The sequence below is a fragment of the Roseicyclus sp. genome, from assembly GCF_018402035.1.
In the GTDB taxonomy this organism is placed as follows: domain Bacteria; phylum Pseudomonadota; class Alphaproteobacteria; order Rhodobacterales; family Rhodobacteraceae; genus Roseicyclus.
Genome location: NZ_JAGYJN010000006.1, coordinates 1 through 24,149 on the forward strand (window position 1 = coordinate 1; position 24,149 = coordinate 24,149).

The 24,149-nt window shown below is 61.8% G+C and carries 22 protein-coding genes, 2 tRNA genes and 2 pseudogenes; 13 read left to right on the forward strand and 13 right to left on the reverse strand.

Going from position 1 to position 24,149, the window contains the following annotated elements:
• Window positions 1-332 precede the first annotated feature (332 nt).
• Window positions 333-1,736, forward strand: coding sequence for an L-serine ammonia-lyase (locus tag KG698_RS10600; protein ID WP_213685556.1), 1,404 nt, complete (start codon window positions 333-335; stop codon window positions 1,734-1,736).
• A 31-nt stretch (window positions 1,737-1,767) separates the two neighbouring features.
• Here KG698_RS10600 and KG698_RS10605 read toward each other — a convergent pair whose 3' ends face one another.
• Window positions 1,768-2,751 carry a LacI family DNA-binding transcriptional regulator gene (locus KG698_RS10605; RefSeq protein WP_213685557.1) on the reverse strand — a complete coding sequence of 328 codons (984 nt, stop codon included), beginning with the start codon at window positions 2,749-2,751 and terminating at the stop codon, window positions 1,768-1,770.
• A 160-nt stretch (window positions 2,752-2,911) separates the two neighbouring features.
• Between KG698_RS10605 and KG698_RS10610 the strand changes: the two genes are divergently transcribed.
• From KG698_RS10610 to KG698_RS10625, 4 genes are all read left to right on the forward strand, one after another.
• Window positions 2,912-2,988: transfer RNA gene (locus KG698_RS10610), tRNA-Arg, on the forward strand.
• A gap of 101 nt (window positions 2,989-3,089) precedes the next feature.
• Window positions 3,090-4,307 (forward strand): DUF6538 domain-containing protein, encoded by a 1,218-nt coding sequence (locus KG698_RS10615; protein WP_213685558.1) that lies wholly within the window; start codon window positions 3,090-3,092, stop codon window positions 4,305-4,307.
• 196 nt (window positions 4,308-4,503) lie between these two features.
• On the forward strand, window positions 4,504-4,686 hold the full coding sequence (locus tag KG698_RS10620; protein ID WP_213685559.1) for a hypothetical protein: 183 nt from the start codon (window positions 4,504-4,506) through the stop codon (window positions 4,684-4,686).
• A gap of 153 nt (window positions 4,687-4,839) precedes the next feature.
• The gene (locus tag KG698_RS10625) at window positions 4,840-5,055 is read left to right on the forward strand and encodes a hypothetical protein (protein WP_213685560.1); all 216 of its coding nucleotides are present in this window, start codon (window positions 4,840-4,842) and stop codon (window positions 5,053-5,055) included.
• Between the two features lie 220 nt (window positions 5,056-5,275).
• Here the strand turns inward: KG698_RS10625 and istB are convergent, their stop codons facing one another.
• Together istB and istA are read right to left on the reverse strand one after the other, a co-directional pair.
• Window positions 5,276-6,067: an IS21-like element helper ATPase IstB gene (gene istB, locus KG698_RS10630; RefSeq protein ID WP_213685561.1), complete on the reverse strand. Its 792-nt coding sequence runs from the start codon at window positions 6,065-6,067 to the stop codon at window positions 5,276-5,278.
• Window positions 6,057-7,586: an IS21 family transposase gene (gene istA / locus KG698_RS10635; RefSeq protein WP_213685562.1), complete on the reverse strand. Its 1,530-nt coding sequence runs from the start codon at window positions 7,584-7,586 to the stop codon at window positions 6,057-6,059. Before istA ends, istB begins: the two co-directional genes overlap by 11 nt.
• A gap of 251 nt (window positions 7,587-7,837) precedes the next feature.
• On the opposite strand from istA, the gene KG698_RS15840 reads away from it, so the two are divergent.
• Entirely contained in the window at window positions 7,838-8,005 is a 168-nt protein-coding gene (locus KG698_RS15840) for a DUF6538 domain-containing protein (protein WP_367114075.1), read from the forward strand.
• Here the strand turns inward: KG698_RS15840 and KG698_RS10640 are convergent.
• From KG698_RS10640 to KG698_RS10660, 5 genes are all read right to left on the reverse strand, one after another.
• Window positions 8,002-9,174 (reverse strand): DUF6538 domain-containing protein, encoded by a 1,173-nt coding sequence (locus KG698_RS10640; protein WP_213685563.1) that lies wholly within the window; start codon window positions 9,172-9,174, stop codon window positions 8,002-8,004. The two genes, KG698_RS15840 and KG698_RS10640, sit on opposite strands and share 4 nt — an antisense overlap.
• 64 nt (window positions 9,175-9,238) lie before the next feature.
• Window positions 9,239-9,314, reverse strand: a tRNA-Thr gene (locus KG698_RS10645).
• 110 nt (window positions 9,315-9,424) lie between these two features.
• A complete protein-coding gene (locus KG698_RS10650) occupies window positions 9,425-10,867 on the reverse strand; it encodes a heme biosynthesis HemY N-terminal domain-containing protein (protein ID WP_213685564.1) in 1,443 nt (480 codons plus the stop codon).
• A 13-nt stretch (window positions 10,868-10,880) separates the two neighbouring features.
• Window positions 10,881-11,690, reverse strand: coding sequence for a hypothetical protein (locus KG698_RS10655; protein WP_213685565.1), 810 nt, complete (start codon window positions 11,688-11,690; stop codon window positions 10,881-10,883).
• 603 nt (window positions 11,691-12,293) lie between these two features.
• Complete coding sequence (locus KG698_RS10660) at window positions 12,294-13,019, reverse strand: uroporphyrinogen-III synthase (RefSeq protein ID WP_213685566.1); 726 nt, start codon at window positions 13,017-13,019, stop codon at window positions 12,294-12,296.
• 46 nt (window positions 13,020-13,065) lie between these two features.
• On the opposite strand from KG698_RS10660, the gene tsaD reads away from it, so the two are divergent.
• The 3 genes and pseudogenes from tsaD (at window position 13,066) to KG698_RS10675 (ending at window position 15,505) form a co-directional block, all read left to right on the forward strand.
• Window positions 13,066-14,148: a tRNA (adenosine(37)-N6)-threonylcarbamoyltransferase complex transferase subunit TsaD gene (gene tsaD / locus KG698_RS10665; RefSeq protein WP_213685567.1), complete on the forward strand. Its 1,083-nt coding sequence runs from the start codon at window positions 13,066-13,068 to the stop codon at window positions 14,146-14,148.
• A pseudogene (locus KG698_RS10670) lies at window positions 14,145-15,087 on the forward strand (NAD(P)H-dependent glycerol-3-phosphate dehydrogenase). Before tsaD ends, KG698_RS10670 begins: the two are co-directional and overlap by 4 nt.
• Before the next feature lie 4 nt (window positions 15,088-15,091).
• The gene (locus KG698_RS10675; protein ID WP_213685568.1) at window positions 15,092-15,505 is read left to right on the forward strand and encodes an EVE domain-containing protein; all 414 of its coding nucleotides are present in this window, start codon (window positions 15,092-15,094) and stop codon (window positions 15,503-15,505) included.
• A gap of 303 nt (window positions 15,506-15,808) precedes the next feature.
• Here KG698_RS10675 and KG698_RS10680 read toward each other — a convergent pair whose 3' ends face one another.
• Entirely contained in the window at window positions 15,809-16,150 is a 342-nt protein-coding gene (locus KG698_RS10680; protein ID WP_213685569.1) for a DUF2853 family protein, read from the reverse strand.
• A 189-nt stretch (window positions 16,151-16,339) separates the two neighbouring features.
• Window positions 16,340-17,727: pseudogene (ahcY, locus tag KG698_RS10685) on the reverse strand (adenosylhomocysteinase).
• A 138-nt stretch (window positions 17,728-17,865) separates the two neighbouring features.
• On the opposite strand from ahcY, the gene KG698_RS10690 reads away from it, so the two are divergent.
• Together KG698_RS10690 and KG698_RS10695 are read left to right on the forward strand one after the other, a co-directional pair.
• Complete coding sequence (locus KG698_RS10690) at window positions 17,866-18,462, forward strand: HD domain-containing protein (protein WP_213685570.1); 597 nt, start codon at window positions 17,866-17,868, stop codon at window positions 18,460-18,462.
• Window positions 18,462-18,950 (forward strand): GNAT family N-acetyltransferase, encoded by a 489-nt coding sequence (locus tag KG698_RS10695; RefSeq protein WP_213685571.1) that lies wholly within the window; start codon window positions 18,462-18,464, stop codon window positions 18,948-18,950. Before KG698_RS10690 ends, KG698_RS10695 begins: the two co-directional genes overlap by 1 nt.
• A 7-nt stretch (window positions 18,951-18,957) precedes the next feature.
• On the opposite strand, the gene KG698_RS10700 is transcribed toward KG698_RS10695, so the two are convergent.
• The 3 genes from KG698_RS10700 to KG698_RS10710 form a co-directional block, all read right to left on the reverse strand.
• Complete coding sequence (locus KG698_RS10700; protein ID WP_213685572.1) at window positions 18,958-19,401, reverse strand: hypothetical protein; 444 nt, start codon at window positions 19,399-19,401, stop codon at window positions 18,958-18,960.
• 94 nt (window positions 19,402-19,495) lie between these two features.
• The gene (locus tag KG698_RS10705; RefSeq protein ID WP_213685573.1) at window positions 19,496-20,053 is read right to left on the reverse strand and encodes an ActR/PrrA/RegA family redox response regulator transcription factor; all 558 of its coding nucleotides are present in this window, start codon (window positions 20,051-20,053) and stop codon (window positions 19,496-19,498) included.
• Window positions 20,054-20,145: 92 nt separating this feature from the next.
• Window positions 20,146-20,784 carry an SCO family protein gene (locus tag KG698_RS10710; protein WP_213685574.1) on the reverse strand — a complete coding sequence of 213 codons (639 nt, stop codon included), beginning with the start codon at window positions 20,782-20,784 and terminating at the stop codon, window positions 20,146-20,148.
• Window positions 20,785-20,894: 110 nt separating this feature from the next.
• Here KG698_RS10710 and regB point away from each other — a divergent pair, with 110 nt between their 5' ends.
• Complete coding sequence (gene regB, locus KG698_RS10715; RefSeq protein WP_213685575.1) at window positions 20,895-22,301, forward strand: sensor histidine kinase RegB; 1,407 nt, start codon at window positions 20,895-20,897, stop codon at window positions 22,299-22,301.
• A 117-nt stretch (window positions 22,302-22,418) separates the two neighbouring features.
• Complete coding sequence (locus KG698_RS10720; protein WP_213685576.1) at window positions 22,419-24,116, forward strand: PAS-domain containing protein; 1,698 nt, start codon at window positions 22,419-22,421, stop codon at window positions 24,114-24,116.
• Window positions 24,117-24,149: the final 33 nt, after the last annotated feature.

Here is a 24,149-nt window from a genome sequence, read left to right on the forward strand (position 1 = left end):
TGATTTATTCGAGCGCTAATTGCACTTTGTAAAATACCGAAAAGCACCTGTAGTCAGGGATTGATGAGCCGGATGATGTGACTTGCACAAAGCCGGTATGATTTCGATATCTCGCCCAATCCCTTTGAAAGCCTGATCGACGCGAAATTGAAAGCCTTTCAAAAGATCATCATCCGCGCGCGTAATTCAAAATAAATCCCTCTTTCGCCGCGCCCATAGCGCCAAAAAGAGAAACCCCATCGCGGCCATGACGGGCGACGCGCCGTCGCAATCCATGCAGCCCCCGTCGCTTTTTGCCTTGGAAATAAGCCAAGATGGCGTAGCTTCAGCGCATGTTCCTCAGCGTTTTTGATATCTTTAAGATCGGCGTTGGCCCCTCCTCGTCCCACACCATGGGGCCGATGACAACGGCTGCGCGGTTCTTGGACGATCTGCGCACGGGCCGCGAGAAAGAGCCGGGCGCGGGCGATTTGGCCGCCTTGGGGGCCAGTTTGCACGGCTCGCTGGCCTTTACCGGCAAGGGGCATGCCACCGACCGGGCGGTGATCTTGGGGTTTGCGGGGTTTGTTCCCGCCACGCTTGACCCTGACCGTGCCGAGGCGACCCTGACCGCGATCCGCGCCGATGGCATGGTCACGCCCCCCGGTTTGCCGCCCTTGCGCTTTGATCCTGACCGCGATCTGGTTTTTGACTATGGCCCGCCCTTGCCGGGGCACGCCAATGGCATGATCTTGCGCGCCTATGACACGGCGGGGCGGCTTTATCTGGAAGAGACCTATTACTCCATCGGCGGCGGCTTTGTGGCCACCGCGCGCGAGTTGGAAAGCGCCGCACAGGGTGGCGCTTTCGCCGATGCGCCAAGCGGCTACCCCTATCCTTTCGCCTCGGCGGCTGAAATGCTGGCGATGGGGGCGGCCTCGGGCAAATCCATCGCCGCGATGAAATGGGCCAATGAAAGCGCCCAAACGCCGCGCGACACGGTCAAGGCCAAGCTCGACGCCGTCGCCAAGGCGATGGATGATTGCATTGATCGCGGCCTGAGGGTCGATGGCGAATTGCCCGGCGGCCTGCGGGTCAAACGCCGCGCCAAGGCGATCTATGAACAGCTTTTGGCCGAGCGCGGCTCGAACCTGTCACAGCCCCATACGATCACCGATTGGCTGTCGGTCTATGCCATGGCGGTGAACGAGGAAAACGCCGCCGGGGGCCGTGTCGTGACCTCGCCCACCAATGGGGCAGCGGGCGTCGTGCCTGCGGTCTTGCGCTACTATCGCGATCATTGCATCGGCGCGACGGAGGCGGGGCGCGAGACGTTTCTGATGACCGCCGCCGCGATTGGCGGGCTGATCAAGCACCGCGCCAGCATTTCCGGTGCCGAGGTCGGCTGTCAGGGTGAGGTTGGATCGGCCGCTGCCATGGCCGCCGCTGGGCTTTGCGCGGCTTTGGGCGGAACCAATGAACAGATCGAGAATGCAGCCGAGATTGCGCTAGAGCATCATCTTGGCATGACCTGCGACCCGGTCGGCGGGCTGGTGCAGGTGCCCTGTATCGAGCGCAATGGTTTGGGCGCGATCAAGGCGGTATCTGCCGCATCCCTCGCGCTCAGGGGCGATGGCACGCATTTCATGCCGCTTGATAATTGCATCGAGGCGATGCGCCAAACCGGCCGCGACATGTCGATGAAATACAAGGAAACCAGCCTTGGCGGGCTGGCGGTGAACCTGCCCGAGTGTTGAGTTCTGCCTAGGATGCGCCTCAAGGCGTACCCTAGGCGCGCACCGTGTCACCGGGCAAAAACACCGGGTCCAGCGTGATCACTGCATCGGTCAATTCATTGGCTGCGATCAATTCCGCCGCGCGCCGCCCGATCTCGTGGCGTTGGCTGTCCATCGTGGCGATCCGCATGGGCAGACCATCGAGCACTTCGAAGCTGTTGAACCCCGCCATGCCGATCTGGTCGGGAATACGCATCCCCTGTTCCAGACAATAAAGTAGGCCACCGGCCGCGTTGATGTCGCTGTTGAAGTAAAGGAAATCGAGGTCAGGCGACCGCGTCATGATCTCGGCGGTCATCGCCCGCCCGGTGCCAAAGCCCGATGTTCCCGCGTAAAGGCAGGTATCGGCCAATTGCAGCCCCATCTCGGAAAGCCCCGCGATAAAGCCCTGCCGCCGTTTTTGGGCGCGGTGATCGGCGCTTGACGACGAGCCGCAATAGCCGATCCGCCGATAGCCGCGCTTGGCGATCTCGCGCGCCATCTGGCGGCCTGCCTCGTGCTGGCTGATGCCGACGCAGGCCGCGACCGGGTCACCATCGACATCCATCACCTCGACCACGGGGATGCCCGCATTGGCCATCATCGCGCGCGCGGCCTGCGAATGCTCCAACCCCGCCACGATCAGCCCAGAGGGCCGCCAGCTGAGCATTTCGTAGATGACCTTTTCTTCGAGGTCTTCGTCGTATTTCGAGGTGCCGATGACCGGCTGTAGTGGTGTTTCGTCCAACACCTCACCGATGCCCGCAAGCACATCGGGAAACACCATGTTCGAGAGCGACGGGATGACGACGCCAACAAGGTTGACCCGGTTCGATGCGAGGGCGCCCGCGATCTTGTTTGGCACATAGCCCAGCTTGCGCGCTGCGGCATGCACCCGGTCGCGTGTCTGGGTTGAGACATCGCCACGGTTGCGCAACACGCGGCTGACGGTCATTTCGGACACCCCCGCCGCCTCGGCCACATCGCGCAGCGTCATCTGGGGTTTGCCATCAAAGGGGTTGCGTCCGCGCAATAGGCCAATCCTGCATAGCTGCGGCTGTTGCCGCCGTGATAGGTGCCACAGCCTAAGCCGGCAAATGCGGCGACGCAATTCCGGGTTGCCCGTTTCGCCTGAATGCCCGACAAGACCGATGGATGGCCCCGTGGCTCAAATGGATAGAGCAATCCCCTCCTAAGGGATAGGTTACAGGTTCGAATCCTGTCGGGGTCACCACGCCTGCTACACGAATGGCAGACGAGATCGTGCTTACTTTCTGATAATCCCCACAATTTTTCATCTCGCGTGGCTGCGCGTGGAAAAGGGGCTTAACCAAGTTGCAGACCAAGACACCGCCATTCACCTATGTGCGACGTGGATACTTCTACTTTTCCCGTCGAGTCCCTGCAGATTTGCGCGATCACTATTCTTGCTCGCGGATCGTTAGCGCACTGCATACAAAATCCTTACATCAAGCGCGATTGCGGGCTGCGTCTGCTTCCGTTCAACTGGAAGCCTATTGGTCGCAGATAAGGCTTTCCCGGATGCAAGTTCCCGGCATGTCTTTCGTCAAAACAATCCACAACGTAACTCAACCCATTTGCCGTAGAGGTGACCAAGTTCTTGACGAATCGACTGCTTCCAACGGACCTAGCTGGTCCGAAGCTGTTAAATTCTACCTACGGCTTCGTGGTAATGGGCGACCCGCCACGTTTGAAGCCGACGTTTGTCGTTCTGCCAACTACCTCATCGATGTTATAGGTGACCGGAATCTCCAATCTTTTTCGCGTAGTGATGCTCTTCAGTTCCGTGACTGGTTAGTGGCAAGAGGGTTTGCCGGTTCATCTGTTACTAGGTGTTTCTCCAACATAAACGCGGTGTTTAACTTTGCCGTGTCTGAATTTGCCTTGAACATCACCAACCCCTTCCGTGGGGTCTATCATGACCGACAGGCTGGTGTGGTGATCCGGAAGCCGATCCCGGTGCAGGATATCCGGAAGGTCCAGCAGGCCTGCCGTGATCTGAACGACGACATGCGCTGGCTGATCGCCATCGTTTCTGACACGGGAATGCGCTTGGCAGAGGTGGCAGGTCTGGCCAGAGAGGACCTATGCGATCTGGACGGTCCTACGCCCTATCTCAAAGTTCAACGACATCCATGGCGTAGGCTAAAGACCGCAAGCAGTGAGCGCCTAGTTCCTCTGGTCGAAGAGGCACTTTGGGGAGCCAGACAGGCGTACGGGCAGGGTGATGGCTCTGCGTTCCTGTTCCCACGCTATAACAGGGCAGGGACCACATCTGCCAACTCGGCCAGTGCTGCTCTGAACAAATGGATGGGCGAATATGTGCCGGATGGCTGCACGATGCATAGCTTCCGCCATTCGATGCGGGACCGCCTACGGGCCGTGCAGTGTCCCAGCGATATCACCGATCAGATCGGCGGATGGGCGAGAGCCGGTGTAGGTCAGGGCTATGGTGCCGGGTATCCGCTTAGCATCCTGCATGACTGGATGGTTGCAATAGCGGACCCAAATAAGGGTCTGCAACTTGGTTAAGCCCCTTTTCCACGCGCAGCCACGCGAGATGAAAAATTGTGGGGATTATCAGAAAGTAAGCACGATCTCGTCTGCCATTCGTGTAGCAGGCGTGGTGACCCCGACAGGATTCGAACCTGTAACCTATCCCTTAGGAGCTATCATTTAATCCCACCAAGCAAGAGTATGTGATTGCTGGATTGTGGACAAGTGAAGTGTGATTGGTCTGTGGATTGTGCCGAAGGGCGACAAGGTGAGTAGCCGTGGCTTTGCAGGCCTCAACATCATGCACAGCATGGCAGACGGGACACGAGAACTGCGTGGCGGGTTTGAAGTGGGCCGCACCCAGAGCGGCATTGCTGATGTCAGCGCCTCACTGCGCTGGCAGATGCGATTTTAAGCCGGATTTGTAGGACGGGTAACCGGGGGCGGCCTTCGGGTCGCCGTTATTCGTTTAGGCGGTCTTCACCCAGCCCTAATCCTTGATGCAACCCTTGCGGCAGGACACTGCGATTCCCATGTCCATGCATCCCGCGCAAAGGCTGCCCTCTCCATGACAACTACCAGCACACCCACCGAGACCATCACGCTTTTGCGTTCCGACAAGCCGATGGCGAAAGAGGCTGTCCTTGGGAATGACGGCATTCCAGTTGTTGGTAGGGTCAAAATAGGGTTCCTGTTCGATGTCACGGAATGGCCAGTGGCTGGCATTCACAATTTCCAAGACCGGCTACAGCAGCTTCAGCATGGCGTGGCTGTGAAGGAATAGTCAGGATTGCACCCATCCTTAAGGTCAACTAGTATGGGGAAGGAAGGCCCCGCTAGGGGGCCGGACTGACCTATAGCAGGTAAGCCCATAGGTAGCAGATCCATAGCCCAGATGGCCCTTATGCCCATGAACGATAAAGATCATGACTGTTGATTGCCACTGAGATTTGACCCGGCATTGTCACCGAGATCTGACCCACCCGGTCGTTATGTTCTGCGTGTCACGCTGGCGTCAATGCTGGTGTTTCCTTCCGTTTCTTTTTCGCTGTCTCGGAGCTGGCCTTGAAGCGATAGCTGTCATTGCCGGTCTCCAAAATGTGGCAGCGATGTGTGAGGCGATCGAGAAGCGCTGTGGTCATTTTTGCGTCTCCGAAGACCGTCGCCCATTCGGCGAAGCTCAAGTTCGTGGTGATGATGACGCTGGTGCGCTCGTAAAGCTTGCTCAGGAGGTGGAAGAGCAAGGCACCGCCAGAGGCGCTGAACGGCAAGTATCCCAACTCGTCTAGGACCACCAAGTCGGTTTTCACCAGCGCTTCGGCAATCTTCCCGGCCTTTCCTTGGGCTTTTTCCTGCTCCAGCGCGTTGACCAGTTCGACCGTCGAGAAGAAGCGCACGCGCTTGCGGTGATGCTCGATAGCCTGGATGCCGAGGGCTGTCGCAACATGCGATTTCCCTGTGCCGGGCCCGCCGATCAGGACCACATTCTCAGCCCCATCCAGGAACTCGCATCGATGGAGCTGGCGGACCAGAGCTTCACGCATTTCACTGGCGGCAAAGTCGAAGGCGGACAAATCCTTGTAGGCTGGGAAGCGTGCAGCTTTCATGTGGTAGGCGGTTGATCGCACCTCTCGCTCGGCCATCTCGGCCTTGAGCAGTTGCGACAGGATCGGCATGGCAGCCTCGAACGCAGGCGAGCCTTGCTCATGCAAGTCCTGCACGGCCTGCGCCATGCCGGGCATTTTAAGGCTGCGCAACATGATGATCAACGCAGCACCCGCAGGATCATGACGCATGACGGGTTCCTTTCTGGGTGCGCAGCCCATCATAGCGCGCGACATTGGCCTCGGGCTCTTTGCTCAGCGTCAAGGCCGATGGAGGGTTCACATCCGGTTGGTCGGTCGGTGTGCCATCCAGCAGCCTGTGGAGCAGGTTCAGCACATGGGTTTTGGTCGGCACGCCCGCCTCCAAAGCCAATTCCACCGCGCAAAGCACCGCCTGTTCATCATGGTGCAGCACCAAGGACAGGATATCGACCATCTCGCGGTCCCCGCCGGGCTGGCGCAGTATTTTTGCTTGTAACATGCGGAAGGGTTCGGGCATTTCCACGAAGGGGGCGCCATTGCGCAGCGCCCCGGGCTTGCGCTGAACCACAGCCAGATAGTGGCGCCAGTCATAGATCACGCGCCCCGGCTGGCGGTGCGACCGGTCGATGATGCGCTCATGCGTGCAAATCACGTGCCCCTCGGCGACCACTACCAGCCGCTCGGGGTAAATGCGCAGGCTCACAGGACGGTTCGCAAAGCTGGCGGGCACAGAATAACGGGTGCGATCAAAGTTGATCAGGCAGGTCGGCGAGACGCGCTTTCTTTCCTCGACAAAGCCATCGAACATTGTGGGGAGCGGCATCTGCGCAGGCTTCTCAGCTTCCCACACATCGGCGATGGTTCCAGGCAACCTGCCATGGGCCGTCTCAGCCCACAGCAGTTTGCAGCGATCTTCCAACCAATCGTTCAGCGCATCCAGATCCGGAAAGGCTGGCATCAGCTGCCACATGCGGTGACGCGCATCGCGCACATTCTTCTCGACCTGTCCCTTCTCCCATCCTGCAGCCGGATTGCAGAACTCAGGCTCGAAGACATAATGGCTGGTCATCGCCGTGAACCGGGCATTCACATCGCGCTTCTTGCCAAGTCTGACCTTGTCGACGGCGGTCTTCATATTGTCATAGATGCCGCGACCGGGCACGCCTTCGAAGACGCGAAACGCATGCCAATGAGCGTCGAACAGCATCTCATGCGTTTGCAACAGATAGGCCCGCACCAGAAAGGCGCGGCTGTGCGACAGCTTGATATGGGCAACCTGCAGCTTGATGCGTTCACCACCCACATAGGCCCAGTCTTCGCTCCAATCAAACTGAAAGGCTTCACCCGGCTGGAACACAAGCGGCACGAAGACACCCCGGTCGGTCGTGTGATAAGCACGCTGCCGTTCGCCCTTCCATTCCCGCACGAAGGCCGCAACCCGTTCATAGGAGCCTTCATATCCCAGCTTCACCAAATCGGCGTGCATTAGCTTCGCCGTTCGGCGTTCTTTGCGTGACTTGCGCTGATCCGAAACCAGCCATCCTGTCAGCTGAGCAGCATACGGATCCAGCTTGCTCGGACGATCCGGCGTCTGAAACGCAGGTTCAACAATCCCCTCCCGCAAATACTTCTTGATTGTGTTGCGCGCGATGCCTGTGCGCCGCGCAATCTCGCGAATGGGCATCTTGTCTCGCAGCGCCCATGTCCTGATAACCTTCAAAAATCCCATGTCGATCACTCCATATGCCCCCAGCTAGTTCAAGCCGGGGTAAGGTTGCACATGGGTCAATTCTCAGTGACAGTTTTGGCGGTTGCCGGGTCAAATCTCAGTGGCAATCAACAAATATGAGAAAATCATTGATCTAGCAGGGCAGTTGGTTCCGGTAATAGGGCGCAGCAGCCCTTCAGCGGCACCACTCTTCTCGATAAGCCACTGATTTTACTCACGAAACAGCAATTTCGGATGAGGCGTAGTGGTTTATGGAGTGGTCAGCATCACGATACACATTCCGCAAAAACGGAATCTTCTACCTGCAGCGGTACATCCCCGCTGACCTGAGGCGGCATTATCGTACGGATCGCATCCAGCATTCTCTGAGGACACGTTCCCCCAGAGAGGCACAGGTGTTGGCAATGCAGGCTGTCTAACGCTGCTGATCTATCGCCTGCATCCACTTCGCCAGCACAGCTAGATCATACCCCTGACCATAGCCTTCACCGATACCAGATCTTGCCCATCCCCCGATCTGATCGGCAATATCGACCGGGCATTCCACTGCTCTGAGCCTGTCACGCAGCGAGTGGCGAAACGAATGGACGGTGAATTCCTCACCCACAACACCTTTCAGCCATTTCGATAACGATGCGCTGGCGCTGTTGCCGTTGGTCTGATTGGCATTGGTGTATCTAGGAAATAGGAATGGCCCCTGTTGGCGTTCTAGACAACGATGCATGGACCATAGCGCCGAACCAATCAGCGGGACCTTGCGTTCACTCGCCGTCGTCTTCAGCCGACGCCAAGGATGGGGCCGGATTATGAGGTAGGGATGTTCGGCATCAACCACGACATCCTCTCGATGTAGCCCGACAATCTCGGATAGGCGGCATCCGGTATCTGCCACAGCAGCAACGATCCAGCGCAGATCGTCATCTTGATAGCGGCACTGTCGACGGACTTGCGCCAGCTTTGCTGCAGGGACTGGGACCCTTTGTTTACTGGGCTGGCTGCGATCCACGAATACACCTGAAAACGGGTTGGACATCTCTAGGCCTTCTTCTTGAATGGCGAAGTTCAAGATGGCCTTGACCGTTGTCAGAACACGAACGACAGAGCTTGCTGCTAAGCCCTTGGCGACAAGGAAATCTCTGAACTTGCCAGCGTCCTTACGGTGTAGATCTACGAGGGCTTTCTTGCCGATGGCTGCCTCTACATAATCGACCGCCCGCATGGCACCTGCGGCAAAGGTCTTGCCACGACCATTACCTTTGAGCCTCAGATAGATAGCCGCTGCATCTCGGAACGACAGGCGCGGCTGATCAGGTTGCTTAGGCTCCACGGGGGCAGGAGCCTCATTCACTGCGGCAAGCAAATGTTGCCCGGGAATGGCACCATCGGCAGCCCTCAGTGAAAACCAATAGGCTTCCAACTTAGCGACAGCCTGCATGGCCAACACCTGTGCCTCTCTCGGGGAACGTGTCCTCAGAGAATGCTGGATGCGATCCGTACGATAATGCCGCCTCAGGTCAGCGGGGATGTACCGCTGCAGGTAGAAGATTCCGTTCTTGCGGAATGTGTATCGTGATGCTGACCACTCCATAAACCACTACGCCTCATCCGAAATTGCTGTTTCGTGAGTAAAATCAGTGGCTTATCGAGAAGAGTGGTGCCGCTGAAGGGACTCGAACCCCCGACCCCATCATTACGAATGACGTGCTCTACCAGCTGAGCTACAGCGGCAATCTTCTCTATGCGGGGCGTTGGCCCTTTGTGGCTTGGGCGATCAAACTTCAACCACGCCAAGGCACGCCGCGCGGCCTCTTAGCAAGCTGTGTCCGGCGTGCCTAGCCCTAATTTCGGGCGCTCTGCCCGCTGATGACCTCTGCCGCCTCGCTGCTTTGGTCACGGCCATTCTCCAACGCGCCGACGATGAGCGGGAGCATTTGCGCCGGGCCCATCAGCGCCGCGTCGCTTTGGGCGACCTCTTGCCAACTCAGCCGATCAAAGCTGCCACAATGGGTGCAGACCGGGCGCCATTCGGCGTGGATATGGCCACAGCTGTCACAGACCCATTGCATGCCGCGCGGCGCCATCACGGCCTTGGCCAGCCATGCGCGCACCAGCCGATCCTCGGCCCCCGCACCGCGTTCGATCGCGGCCATGATGGTCAGGGTGCGCGCGGTCGGATGGGTTTCGGCCAGATCGCCAAGCGCGCGGCGGGCGGCGGGGAAATCCTCGGCCGCGATTTGCAATTCGGCCTCGAGCATCTTGGCCTCGGGGTGGCCCGCATGTTTGGCGAGCAATGGCTTGAAGCGCTTCACGCGTTCAGCGGGTGTCTCGCCCGGTGCGATCTCGGCGAAGGCCGCAGCCAGATCGGGATGCGGGTCGGTCGCCCAAGCCGCCTTGACGATCTTATCGGCCTGTTTCGCCTTGCCATCGGCAATCGCCAGCCGCGCGGCCATCACGGCGGCGGGCACCAGCCCCGGTGCCATGCGCTGGGCGGTTTCCGCATCGCGCGTCGCCTCGGCGATCTTGCCTTCGGCCATGGCATCGCGCGCATGGGCCAGCGCCAGCACCGCATCGCGGCGTTTATGCACCTCCCGCGGGAGGTTGCCCGACCGCAGCGCGGCCGCCAGCGTGGCGCGTGCGCCCGCCCAATCCTCGTGACGGGCTTGCAGCTGCAACAGCGTGGTTTGCACCTCTTCGTTGCGCGGCCGGATCGCCAGCGCCTTTTCGGCCAGCTTCAGCGCCGTTTCCGTGTCGCCCGCGGCAAGCTTTTGCTTCATCAAGCCGCGCACGCCCACGAAACGCGTGCGATCATCGGCGACCAAGGCCTTGAAGGTTGCGGTCGCCAAGGCGGTGTCGCCCACCATCTCGGCCCCTTGGGCGACCACCAGCTTGGTCAGTTCGGGACGGCCCAGATATGTCTCGGCGCGCTCGGCTTTGCGGATCGCCAAACGCCCTTCGCCTGCGGCCAAGGCCATCATGCCCTCGGCCAGCGCCTCATAGCCTTTGCGCTCGGCGCGGCGGTTGAAATAGCGGCTGATCGCGGTCTCATCGCCGTTGAGAAAGCGCAAACTCGCCACCAACAGACCGACCAGCTTGAACAATAGCCAGACCGAGATCAGCAGTACGACCGCCCCAAGGATCGCCAAAAGCGGCGTCAACACGAACTCGCGCCCCATGACGGTCAAAAGTGCGAAATCGCCCATCTCCATCAATTGGCCCGCGCCATAGGTGAGCCCCCCGATCAGCGCGACGAAGATGAGGACTTTCAGCAAGGACCAAAGCATCGCAGCGCCCCCTTCAATTGTCGGTTGCCGCAAGCGTGGCGGTCAGGGCGGCAAGCCCTGCCTCCGCCGCCCGTCGCGCTTCGACATCGGCGACCCATGGGGCCAAAATGTCACGCGCGCCTTGCGGGAGCGCTGCGACCTCGGCCAAGGCCGCGTCGAGATCACCGCCCGCCACCGCCGCGCCCACGCGGCTGAGGACCGCATCGGGATCGTCGCCGTCGCGCGGTGCAACCGCCCGCCCGCCGATCTGGCCCATGACAAAGGCGCCCAGCCGGTCGCCCATGCTTTCGCCAGCGGTCTCTTGTAGCGCAACGGGCAGGGCCGCCCGCGCCAAAGGGGCAAAGTTGCGCGTCAGCGCATCTTGTGTCAGCACACCCACCTCGGCCAGTGATTGCAGCGGCTCGGGGATCGCGACCATGGTCGCGATGGTGGCCAAAGGTGCCGCAAAACTTGTTCCGCTGGCCAGCGCGGCTTGCACCTGACCAAGGGCTGCTTCGGCGGCAGCAAGGGCAAGGGCGGCCTGGGCTGCGGCCTCGGCCTCGGCGATGGCTTGCAGGGCCGTGGCCTCTGCCTCGGCGGCTTGGGCAGTGGCGGCTCTGGCTGCGTCTTGCAGGGCCGCAGCTTCGGCGGCGATGGCATCGCGCTCGGCGGCCAGTTCGGCGGCGCGCGCATCGGCGGCTTGTTGGGCGGCCAAAAGATCTTCATCGGCATTGCCGGTGAAAACGGGGCGAGTCTCCAAGGCACCGACGCGCGCGGTCAAGGTCGCGATCCCATCTGTCGCGATGCCGATCTGGCCCGACAGCGCCGCGATTTGGTCGATCACAGGCGAAAGGTCGATCTCTGCCCCCAGCTTGCGGCGCGCTTTGCGTCACCGAGGTGCCAAGCGCCGCAATCTGGTCTTGCAGCGCCGATAGCGTCGCACCCTGCTCGGCCACGGCTGTCGCGAGGGCCGGATCGGATGCGCCGCCGCTTTGGCCGGTCGGCAGCACGCCCAGATAGGCCGCGCCATAACCGATCCCGGCGGCAACCAGCCCGCCAAGCACGAAGCGGCACAATCCCTGCGCGCTGTTGCGGGGCAGGGGGCGGCGATGGCGGTGCGGCGACGGGTTCATCCGTCACGACCGCATCCGCGATATCGGCGGTCTCTCGCGCATCGCCGCCATCTGACGCCGCAATGATGGTTGCGTCCTCTGCAACGGGTTGGGTGGCCGAATCGTGCATCGGGGTTTCGACATTGCCCGGCGCGGTCGCTGTCTGGGCCTCGGCGGCGTCGGATGCTGCCTTTAGCTTGCGCTGATTACCAGTGCTGGTTGAGCTTTTCGAGCTTGCGCGTGCCACCTGGTCCGTCCTTCGAATGTACAGCTTACCATGTCAAACGCAGCTTACAGTTGCGCCCAACCCAAACTAGACCAGCCTCACCAACCCCTCAAGCCGCCGATTGCGAAGAAATCGCGACAGCCACCGCGCGGATCATCGCAGGGGCATCGGCATTTGCGGCAATCAGCGCGCGCGCGGCCATCGCCTTGGGTAGCGCGTCACGCACGGCATTGCTTAGCGCCACGGGAATGACGGGGGCATTTCTGGCGGCCTGCGCGAACAGCGTGGCACTGCGCGGCGAAAAGAGCGGCGCAATCACCGGCCCCGGATGGGCAAGCGCCGTGGCAAAGCCCGCATCAGGTGCCACCGCCCTTTGGTCGTAGATCGGATAGGCCTGTGCCGCCAGCCCCGCAGCGACCAGCCGCGCTGCGACATCGCCGCGCTGATGGGTGCCGCACAGATGCAAAAGTCGCCCTTGCGGCGCTGCTTGGCTCAGAAGTGCGACCAGCGCGTCAGCATCGCCATCGGCGCTTTGGGCTGTCAGGCCGATGGCCGCCGCCGCCGCCGCCGTGCGCGCACCGACACACCATGCGGGCAGATCGCGCCGCCCAGTTTGCGCGGCAAAGACAGCGACCCCCGCCGCCGAGGTAAAGATCAGCCCACCTGCCTCATCCAGATCCGGCAAATCCCCGCTTGCCACGATCTCCATCAAGGGGGCGATGCGGATCGCGACCGGCCCAAGCGCCTTTTGCAAGGCGTCGGCAAATTGCGCCGATGCCGCCTTTGGGCGGGTCAGCAAGATCAACGGTGCAATGGCAGCGGCATTGTCAGACATAGGGTGCAGTGTTACCTGCCAAGACCTGATCTGACAACGCGTGCCCATGACCACAGCCCTGACCATCCTCGGCCTTGAATCAAGCTGCGATGATACCGCGGCCGCCGTGCTGCGCGGTGGCGCAGGCGCGGCTGCGATCTTGTCGAGCATCGTGGCAGGCCAAACCGATCTGCACGCAGCCTTTGGTGGCGTGGTGCCTGAGATCGCGGCGCGCGCCCATGCCGAGAAACTCGATCTCGTGGTCGAACAGGCGCTGGCCGCCGCCGATGTCACCCTGTCCCAGATCGACGCCATCGCCGTCACCGCCGGGCCGGGGCTGATCGGCGGGGTGCTTGCGGGCGTGATGGCGGCCAAGGGGTTGGCCATGGGCTTGGGCAAGCCGCTGATTGGCGTCAACCATTTAGCGGGTCATGCGCTGACCCCGGTTCTGACCGATGGCTTGGCCTTTCCCTACCTCATGCTGCTTGTTTCGGGCGGGCATTGCCAATTCCTGCGCGTGGATGGCCCCGAGGCGTTTACCCGCCTTGGCGGCACCATCGACGACGCCCCGGGCGAGGCGTTTGACAAGGTCGCCCGCCTTTTGGGCCTGTCTCAACCCGGTGGCCCGGCGGTCGAGGCGGCGGCCCTTGCCGGTGATGCGACGCGCTTTGACCTGCCGCGTCCGCTGTTGGACAGGCCGGGATGCGATCTGAGCTTTTCGGGGCTGAAAACCGCCGCTTTGCGCGCGCGCGACGATCTGGTCGCGGCGCAGGGTGGGTTGTCCGCACAAGATCGCGCCGATCTTTGCGCCGGGTTCCAAGAAGCGGTGGCCGATGTTTTGGCGATCAAATCCGCCCGCGCGCTGGCGGGCCAACCGGGGTTGACGGGCTTTGCCGTGGCGGGCGGTGTGGCCGCCAACCGCATCTTGCGCGCGCGGCTGATGGCGGTGGCCGCCGATGCGGACCTGCCCTTTATCGCGCCGCCCTTGGCACTTTGCACCGATAATGCCGCGATGATCGCCTTTGCCGGGCTCTTGGCGCTGCAAGCGGGGCGGACCGATGATCTGACGCTTTCGGCCCGCCCCCGCTGGCCGCTTGATATTGAGGCCGCACCGCTGATCGGGTCGGGCAAGAAAGGTGCCAAGGCATGAGCGCGCGCATCGACATCATCGGCGCGGGCGCTTTCGGCACGGCGCTTGCCATCACCTATGCTGCGGCGGGTCATCAGGTCACGCTTTTGGCCCGTGACGATGCCGCCGCCATGACGCGCGCGGGTGAAAATACCCGCCGCTTGCCGGGCTTTGCCTTTCCCCCCGGATTGCGTGTGACCGATGAGGCCGCCGATCTGACCGCCGATCTGGCGCTTTTGGCGCTGCCCACGCAAAGCCTTGGCGCGTTTTTGGCTGAAACGCCGCTTGGCGCGCAAACGCTCGTGTCTTGCGCCAAGGGGATCGACCGCGCCACCGGGCTTGGCCCCACGGCGCTGATCGCCCGCCATACGCGCGCGCGCGGCACAGCTGACCGGCCCAAGCTTTGCCGTCGATATCGCGGCGGGATTGCCCACCGCGCTGACGCTGGCCTGCGCCGATGACGGGGCAGGGGCGGCGCTGCAAGATCGGCTCTCCACACCGCTTTTGCGGCTTTACCGCACGACTGATGTGATCGGCGCGGAACTGGGCGGCGCGTTGAAAAACGTGGTGGCCATCGCTGCCGGTGCCGTGATTGGCGCGGGCTACGGCGAAAGCGCGCGCGCGGCACTGATGACGCGCGGTCTGGCCGAGATGACGCGCCTTGCCGTGTCCCTTGGCGCAGAGCAGGCGACGCTGCGCGGCCTCTCGGGTCTGGGTGATCTGATCCTCACCTGCAACTCCGAGAAATCGCGCAATTTCCGCTATGGCTTGGCCTTGGCGCGTGGCGAAGGGCTTGCGGCAGATATCACCGTCGAAGGGCTGCACACCGCGCGCGAGATTGCCGCACGCCCCACTCTCGACACCCCCATCGCCGATGCGGTGGCAGCCCTCGCCGATGGCCACGCCGATCTTGCCGCGCTGGCCGATATGCTGCTCAACCGCCCCCTCAAGCCGGAGTAAGCCGATGCGCTATTGGCTCTTCAAATCCGAACCCGACGCTTGGTCATGGGATCAACAGGTGGCCAAGGCCGATCTGGGCGAGGAATGGTCAGGCGTGCGCAACTACCAAGCCCGCAATTTCATGCGCGAGATGGCGCTTGGCGATCTGGGGTTCTTCTACCATTCCCAAAGCGACAAGGCGGTGGTGGGTATCGTTGCGGTCATCGCCACCGCGCATCCCGACAGCACCAGCGATGATCCCGCGTGGGAATGTGTCGACCTCAAAGCGGTGCAAGCCTTGCCGCGCCCCGTCACGCTGGCCGCGATCAAGGCACAGCCCGATCTGGCCGATATGGCGCTGGTCAAAAGCCCGCGCCTGTCCGTACAGCCGGTGAGCGCCGATCAATGGGCGATCATCTGCAAGATGGGCGGTCTGTAGGGCGCGCCGATCACGGCGCACTGCCGGTCGCATGCTGCGCGTTAAGGTGCACCCTACCCATCCAAGATGATCACGAGAAAGGAGGGCCCCGACCAGGCGAGGCCCTCCACCACCCACGCGCTCACTCGCTCCGCGTGTTCTTGATGTCGGGCCCGTCCATCCTGGTCGGGCGTGCACCTTTGATACCCCACCCCAGCGCAGCGGGCAAAGAAATAGCCCGTCGCATTCAAGATACATTCGCCACAAATGCAATGGGCCCATCCCGGCGGGACAGGCCCAGATGCGGCAGAGCGCAGCCGTGGCTTAGCCGTAAATGCTTTCTTTGCCGAAATGCTTGGTCAGCATGTAATAGACCACCGCGCGGTACTTGTTGCGCTCAGACCGGCCATAGGTCTCGATCACCGATGCGATCGCTGCGTCAAGCGCGGGTCCGTCCGCCAAGCCAAGCTTCTTGATCAAGAAATTCTTTTTCACCGTCTCGATCTCGCCCGGCTGGCTGCCCGCGACGGTCGAAGCATCGGCGTCATAGATCGACGGGCCGCAGCCGATGGTGACCTTGGTCAATAGGTCCATATCCGGTGTCATGCCGCATTTATTCTTTAGATCGTCGGCATATTTTGCGATCAGATCGTCGCGCTTACCCATACTCTTTACTCCTCGTCACGCAGGTCACCACTTGCCCAAACTGGCCAAGCTCTGGCGCGACGTTACCCAAGGTGGCCCTGCTGTCAAAAGATTAATTCAAAAGAAAATTGATCCGACGCAGCCAAGCCACAAACGGCCATGAAAAAGGCCGCCCCTTGGGGCGGCCCAAAATCCGCGATTTGTGCGCGTTCAGTAGCGGTAATGCTCGGGCTTGAACGGTCCTTCCTGCGCCACGCCGATATAGTCGGCCTGATCCTTGGACAGCGGCGTCAGCTTCACGCCGATCTTGGCCAGATGCAGGCGCGCGACCTTTTCATCCAAGACCTTGGGCAGAACATAGACCTCGTTGCCATAGGCCTCGCCACGGGTCCACAGCTCGATCTGCGCCAGAACCTGGTTGGTGAAGCTGGCCGACATCACGAAGGACGGGTGGCCGGTCGCATTGCCGAGGTTCAGCAAACGCCCCTCGGACAGCAAGATGATGCGCGAGCCCGAAGGCATCTCGATCATGTCCACCTGTTCCTTGATGTTGGTCCATTTGTGGTTCTTCAGCGCGGCGACTTGGATTTCGTTGTCGAAATGGCCGATGTTGCCGACGATCGCCATGTCCTTCATCGCGCGCATATGCTCGATGCGGACAACGTCCTTGTTGCCGGTGGTGGTGATGAAGATATCGGCGCTGTCCACCACATCTTCCAAAAGCACCACTTCGAACCCGTCCATCGCCGCTTGCAGCGCGCAGATCGGATCGGCCTCGGTCACCTTCACGCGCGCGCCCGCACCGCGCAAGCTGGCGGCCGAGCCTTTGCCCACATCGCCATAGCCGCAGACGACCGCAACCTTGCCCGCCATCATCGTGTCGGTGGCGCGGCGGATACCGTCCACGAGCGATTCCTTACAGCCGTACTTGTTGTCGAATTTCGACTTGGTCACGCTGTCATTGACGTTGATCGCGGGGAAGGGCAGCTGGCCCGACTTCTGCAATTCATACAAGCCGATGCACGCCCGTGGTGGTTTCCTCGGACACGCCCTTGATCTGGGCCTTGATCTTGGTGAACCAGCCGGGGCTTTGGGCCAAGCGCTTGGCGATCTGCGCCTTGATAACGGCCTCTTCTTCCGATTGCGGCACGGGGATGATCTCCTCGCCCGCTTCGGCGCGCGCGCCCAAAAGCACGTAAAGCGTCGCATCCCCACCATCGTCGAGGATCATGTTCGGCCCATCAGCGAACTGGAAGGATTTGTCGAGGTAATCCCAATGCTCCTCAAGGGTTTGGCCCTTGATCGCGAAAACCGGGATACCCGCCTTGGCGATGGCTGCGGCCGCATGATCCTGCGTCGAGAAAATGTTGCACGACGCCCAACGCACATCGGCGCCCAGATCGGCCAGCGTTTCGATCAGCACCGCGGTCTGGATCGTCATGTGGAGCGAGCCCACGATGCGCGCGCCCTTGAGCGGCTTTTTCGCGCCATATTCCTCGCGCAGCGCCATCAGGCCCGGCATCTCGGTTTCGGCGATATCCAGTTCCTTGCGGCCGAAACTCGGCCAGCGCGATGTCCTTGACGATGTAATCGTTCACTTTGGTCTATCCTTACTCACGGTAATTTTGTGGGCCACTTAGCACTCGAACACCCCTCGGGCAATGCCAAGCGGCCTTTGGGGGCTGGCCCAAACCTGCACAGATGCTATCAAGCCGCAAAAAGCCGAAAGGTCGCCTATGCCCAAGACCCCGCCCCGCGCTTGGCAACGCATGCTCTCGGGCCGCAGGCTCGATTTGCTCGATCCCACCCCGGTGGATATCGAGATTGTCGATATCGCCCATGGTCTGGCCTTTGTCGCGCGCTGGAACGGGCAGACGCGCGGCGATTACGCCTATTCCGTGGCCGAACATTCGCTGCTGGTCGAAGAGATCTGCGGCCGGCTCAAACCCGATTGGCCCGCCAAATGGCGGCTTGCGGCCCTTTTGCACGACGCGCCCGAATATGTGATTGGCGACATGATCTCGCCGGTCAAGGCGGCGGTCGGCCCCGGCTATGGCGCGCTGGATGAGCGGCTGACAGCCGCGATCCATCTGCGCTTTGGGCTGCCCGCCGTGCTGCCCGCACCCGTCAAGGCGCTGATCAAACGCGCCGACAAACTCTCTGCATGGCTAGAGGCGACCCAGCTTGCCGGTTTCGCCGCGCCCGAGGCTGACCGTTTCTTCGGTGCACCCGATCCGGCGCTGACCCAAGGGCTGGCGCTGGTATTGCGCCCACCTGTTGCGGTGCGCGACGCCTTTGCCGCGCGCCACGCGGCCTTGATGGCGGGGTTGTGATGGGCGCGCTTCCCTTGATCCGCCGCGCGGCCCCGCTCGACACGCGCGAGATGGCCACACTGCTCAACGAAATCATCGCCGCAGGTGGCACCACCGCGCGCACCGAAACGGTCACGGCCACCGATTTCATCCCGCTTCTCAGCGCCCCCGGCGCGGCCTGCCATGTCGCCGAAAGCGCGGGCCAGATCATGGGCTTTCAATATATTGAACCCCATGCCGCCCTACCGCCCGAGGTGGCCGATATCTCGACCTTCGTGCAGCGCGGCAAGACCGGGCTTGGCATCGGCTCGGCCTTGTTTACAGCCACGGCGCAGGCCGCGCGCGATCTCGGCTATCATTGGATCAATGCCACCATCCGCGCCGATAACACCGGCGGGCTGATCTATTACCAATCGCGCGGCTTTCGCGATTGGCGTCACTTGACCGATCAGCGCCTCGCCAATGGAATGCGTGTCGACAAGATCTGCAAACGCTACGATCTCGATTAAGTCGCGCCTACCGCGCGAAACAGGTGCGCCCGGCCCAAAGCAGCCGGATCGCCGCGTCCCCCTCGGTCAAAAGCCCCGCGATGTCGGAGCGTGCAAATTCCGTCCCGCGTGAGGTGATCTGGAAACTGACCGGCGGCATCTCAAGGCGCGGCTGGCCTGCGCGGAACCCGCCGGCCACGGCCAGCGTGGGGTCGGTATTCACCCAGCCCACGAAAGCGCCATCTTGAAAGTTCAGCGTCAAGCCGTCCTCCCAACTCGCTGCCGTGATCGGCCCCGGCCCGCATTCGGCGGTGGTCGTGACCGCATCCGGGCCTTCACCCAAAAGCCGCGACACGGTGTCGATTACGCCCACCTGTGCGCGCCCGAAATCAATGCGCAATCCGCTGACCGTGGGCTGAATCCCTTGCGCATCCAGCGCGATTGGCGGCGGTGCCGGTTCACGCTGGGTCATCATGCAACCCGACAAAATGACCATCGCAAACACAGCGATCGTTGCACGCAGGGACATCGGCATCTCCGAGCAGGAAGGGGCGTTTGGGGTGATCTTATCGCGGCGAGCGCTTGGCGAGAATACGCTGTAGCGTGCGGCGATGCATATTCAGCCGCCGCGCGGTTTCGCTGACATTGCGATCACACAGCTCATAGACGCGCTGGATATGCTCCCAGCGCACCCGGTCGGCCGACATCGGGTTCTCGGGCGGCGGCGGCAATTCTTCTTCATCGGCCAAAAGGGCGGCGGTGATGTCATTGGCGTCGGCAGGTTTCGACAAATAGTCGGTCGCCCCGATCTTGACGGCGGCCACTGCCGTTGCAATCGCGCCATAACCCGTCAGCACGACAATCCGGCAATCGGGCCGCTTGGCGCGCAGCGCCTCGACCACATCCAGCCCGTTGCCATCCTCAAGCCGCAGATCGACGACCGCATAGGCGGGGGGGCGGGCATTGGCGATCGCCTTACCCGCAGCCACGCTTTCAGCAGCCTCCACCGTGAAGCCCCGCTTTTCCATTGCCCGTTCGAGACGACGCAGAAACGGCTCGTCATCATCGACGAGAAGCAAGGTCTTATCGGGTCCGATGTCTCTGAGGCTGCGCTCTTGTGACATGCGGCGTCTCCTTCCGGGCGTTTGCTGGTTGAACCCTCTTACAGGTAATCGGTCTTAGCGGTCAATTTAGCGTTGTGCTTAGGAAAAACCAATCAACTGCCTGCTTCGACAAAACATTCCGTGCGTTCGGCCATCTCTTGCGGCGGCGTCTCGCGGCTAAAGAACTCCACGAAACCATGCTCGGGCAGCACCAGATAGGTAAAGGCCGTGTGATCGACCAAGTAATAAGGGTCATCACCTTCGCGGTTCGAGCGGTAATAAACCCGGTAAGCGCGCGCGGCAGCGTCGGTTTGCTCAGGCGTGCCGGTCAGCCCGAGCATGCGTTCATGGATATTGGCGGTAAAGGCCGCCATCACCTCGGGCGTGTCACGAAGCGGGTCGACCGAAATCATCACCGGCAGCACATCATGCCCACCCGCCGCAAGGATATCGACCGCCTCGGCATTGCGCACCGTATCCAAGGGGCAGACATCGGGGCAGAAGGTGTAGCCGAAATAAAGCAGCGTGGGCTTTGTGATCACATCGGCATCGCTGACCGTTGTGCCGGTTTCATCCACCAGCGTGAAGGGGCCACCAATCGCACCAGCACCACCCGCCACGACACTGGCGCGGCACTGGGCGAACTGATCATCCGATGCGCCACGCATCTGCCCCAAATAAACGGCGACCGCCGCGCCAAGCATAAGCGCACCGATCAACACGGCCGAAGCAAGGGCATAAATGCGGGTCATGGTCAGTCTCTCCGATATATCGCAACGCGCCTTTGGCGGGCTAAGTTGATTACTTAGCCCCTTGGCTCTATCAATTCACGACCCGCTGCATGTGACAGAAAGCCCCCCCGATGGCCACAGCACTGCCCGATCCAGCCCTCGACTTGGTCCGCCAAGATGCGCGCAGCGATTGGGTGCGGCTGCGCACGCTATTGGTGCTGCGCTGGCTTGCGATCTTGGGCCAGACCGTGACGGTTGTCTTTGCCGCCTTGCAGCTTGGGCTCAGGGTTGAATTGGGGCTTTGCTTTCTCGCCATTGGCGCATCGGTCGTGTCGAACCTTGTCGCGATGACGATCTTTCCCGAGAACCAGCGCCTGTCGGATCGCGACGCGATGCTGACATTGTTATTCGACCTGTCGCAGTTGAGCTTTCTGTTGTTCCTCACAGGCGGGTTGAACAACCCCTTCGCGCTGTTGATCCTTGCGCCTGTGACCATCTCGGCCACCGCACTGACCGTGCGCTCGACGATCATCTTGGGCGTGTTGGCGGTGGCGATGATCACGCTTTTGGGGCGGTATCATGTGCCACTAACCCTGCAATCGGGCGAGATTTTGCAACTCCCGCCGATGTTCGTTGCAGGGTTTTGGATGGCGATCACCATCGGCATCCTCTTTTTGTCGGCCTATGCGCGGCGGATCACATCGGAAACCCATTCGATGAGCCAAGCGCTTTTGGCCACCCAGATGGCCTTGGCGCGCGAGCAAAAGCTGACTGATCTGGGGGGCGTTGTCGCCGCCGCCGCCCATGAGCTTGGCACGCCCTTGGCCACGATCAAGCTTGTCTCGACCGAGCTTGTCGATGAATTGGCCGATCATCCGCAACTGGCCGAGGATGCAAAGCTGATCCGCGATCAGGCCGACCGCTGCCGCGATATCCTTCGCTCCATGGGGCGGGCGGGCAAGGATGATCTGCATATGCGCTCGGCCCCCTTGGCCGCCGTGGTGCGCGAGGCCGCCGAACCGCATGCCGCGCGCGGTGTGGCGATCAATTACGATTTCGTGGCCGAAGGCGATGCGGCCATCCCCCAACCCGTGATCTGGCGCAAACCCGAGGTGATCCACGGCCTGCGCAATCTGGTGCAAAACGCCGTCGATTTCGCCGCCACCCAAATCTGGATCGAGGCGCGTTGGGATGCGGGCTATATCCGCCTGCGCATCACCGATGACGGGCCGGGCTATCCGCAAGATTTGCTTGGCCGCTTGGGCGACCCGTTTCTCAGCCGCCGCGCCCGCGCCCAAAGCCCCGCCCGCCCCGGATACGAGGGGATGGGGCTTGGCCTGTTCATCGCCAAAACGCTGCTGGAACGTGCCGGCGCGCGCGTCAGCTTTGACAATGCCACCGACCCATTCCTGTCGGTCGAGGATAAGGCCGAGAAATCCGGCGCCGTGGTCGAGGTGATCTGGGCCGCTGCCGCCATCGCCCTCCCACCCGAGGCCGCAAGCGGCCCGTTGGGTGAAAATCGGCCTATCGCGATCTAGGCGCGGCCCCGGCTCTGGGCATTGTTGGGCAAGAAAATCTTTCTGTCCTCAGGCTGACTTAACACCCTGTTAACCGTTCCCTGCCAGTCTGTGTCCGGGGCACAGATGAGGGGCGTGATGACAATGCCTGAACTCTACAGCGTGATCCTTTTCGCTGGCGTCAGCTTGTTCAGCGCGGCGGTCGGGCTTTTGGCGGCCAGCGCCCTGATGGGGGCGCGCAGCGCGCAAACGGCAAAGGGCATCGTGTTTGCCGATGCGCCGCGCCGCTACGAATTCCGCGAGGGGTATCTGCTCTCGCCCATCGACCCCAATGATGCATTCTTGCGCGTCGATACCGACCGCAGCACGGCCTTTGATCTTTTGGGCCGCGCGCTTAGGCCGCTGAACCCCGATCTGCCCGCGCGTTTCGCGGGCCTTGCCCGCCGGGGTGAGGCATTCTTGCTACCCGCCACCTTTGGCCAAGATCTCTTGTCCATCGCCGGACGGGTGGAACAAGATCGGCTGGTCATCACCATCGGCCCAAGCGAGGTGGGCGCAGGCCGACAGCTTGTCGAGAGTGCAAATCTCATGGCGCTCGATGTCGAGATTTCTGATCTGCGCGATGCCCTTGATGCGGCGCGCTGCCCGATCTGGCGGATGGCCCCCGATGGCCGGGTGCTCTGGGCCAACGCCCCCTATATCGCGCTGGTCGAGCGTATGGCCGCCCAGCCTCATCCACAGGTGCCTTGGCCCCTGCCAAGCCTCTTTGCCGATCACCTCGAGCCTCCGCCCGAACCGGGCAGCCTACGCCGCTGTCATCTGGCGCTGCCGCCCCATGATGTGGCCATCGCCACATCACCCGAGGGCGCGCTGTGGTTCGAAATTGCCATGATGCGCCAAGCCGACAACAGCTTTTGGTGTACCGCTCTGCCAAGCGACCGGCTGGTCGGGGCCGAGATTTCCTTGCGCAATTTCGTGCAAACCCTGTCCAAGACATTCGCCCAACTGCCCATCGGCTTGGCGATCTTTGACAAGCGGCGCGAATTGGTGCTGTTCAATCCCGCCTTGGTCAACCTCTCGACGCTGACGCCGCAATTCTTGTCGGCGCGGCCCGGCCTTTTCGCCTTTCTCGACGCGCTGCGCGACCATCAACGCATGCCCGAGCCCAAGAATTACCGCTCGTGGCGTGACGAGATTGCGCGGCTGGAACGCGGCGCCGAGGATGGCACCTTTCAAGAGCTTTGGACCCTGCCCGGCGGCCAAAGCTTCCGCGTCATCGGTCGCCCCCATCCCGATGGGGCGCTGGCCTTCATGTTCGAAGATATCACCGCCGAGGTTTCGCTGACCCGGAAATTCCGCTCTGAACTCGATATGTATCAGGCGTTGATCGACGATATGCCAACCGCGATGGCCGTCTTTTCAGCCGAGGGGCGGCTGACCTTGGTCAATGCCGCCTATGCCGCCATGTGGGAGGTCACGCCCGCCGCCGTCATCGGTGTCTTGTCGGTCAAGGCGGCAACGCGCATTTGGCAATCCCGCGCAGAACCAAGCGGCATCTGGGGCGAGTTGCGCCAGTTCGCACTTCCCCAACCCGACCGCGTCGGATGGAGTGATGAGATGGTCTTGCGCGGCGGCTGCGCATACCGGGTTGATGTGACCCCGCTGACGGGTGGGGCGACGGCGGTCAGCTTTCACCGCCGCTGTGCCGATTTGGCACGGCCGATCCCTGATGCGCCTTTGATCCCGTCGGGTTTTGCCCCGTCTGCCCAGCCAGCGCATCGCTACCTTGCCGAAGCCGCGCGCCCCTATCGCCCCGCCACGGATCGCAAGGAATAGCGCCGCGTGCCACGATCGCGCGTTGCAGCTTTG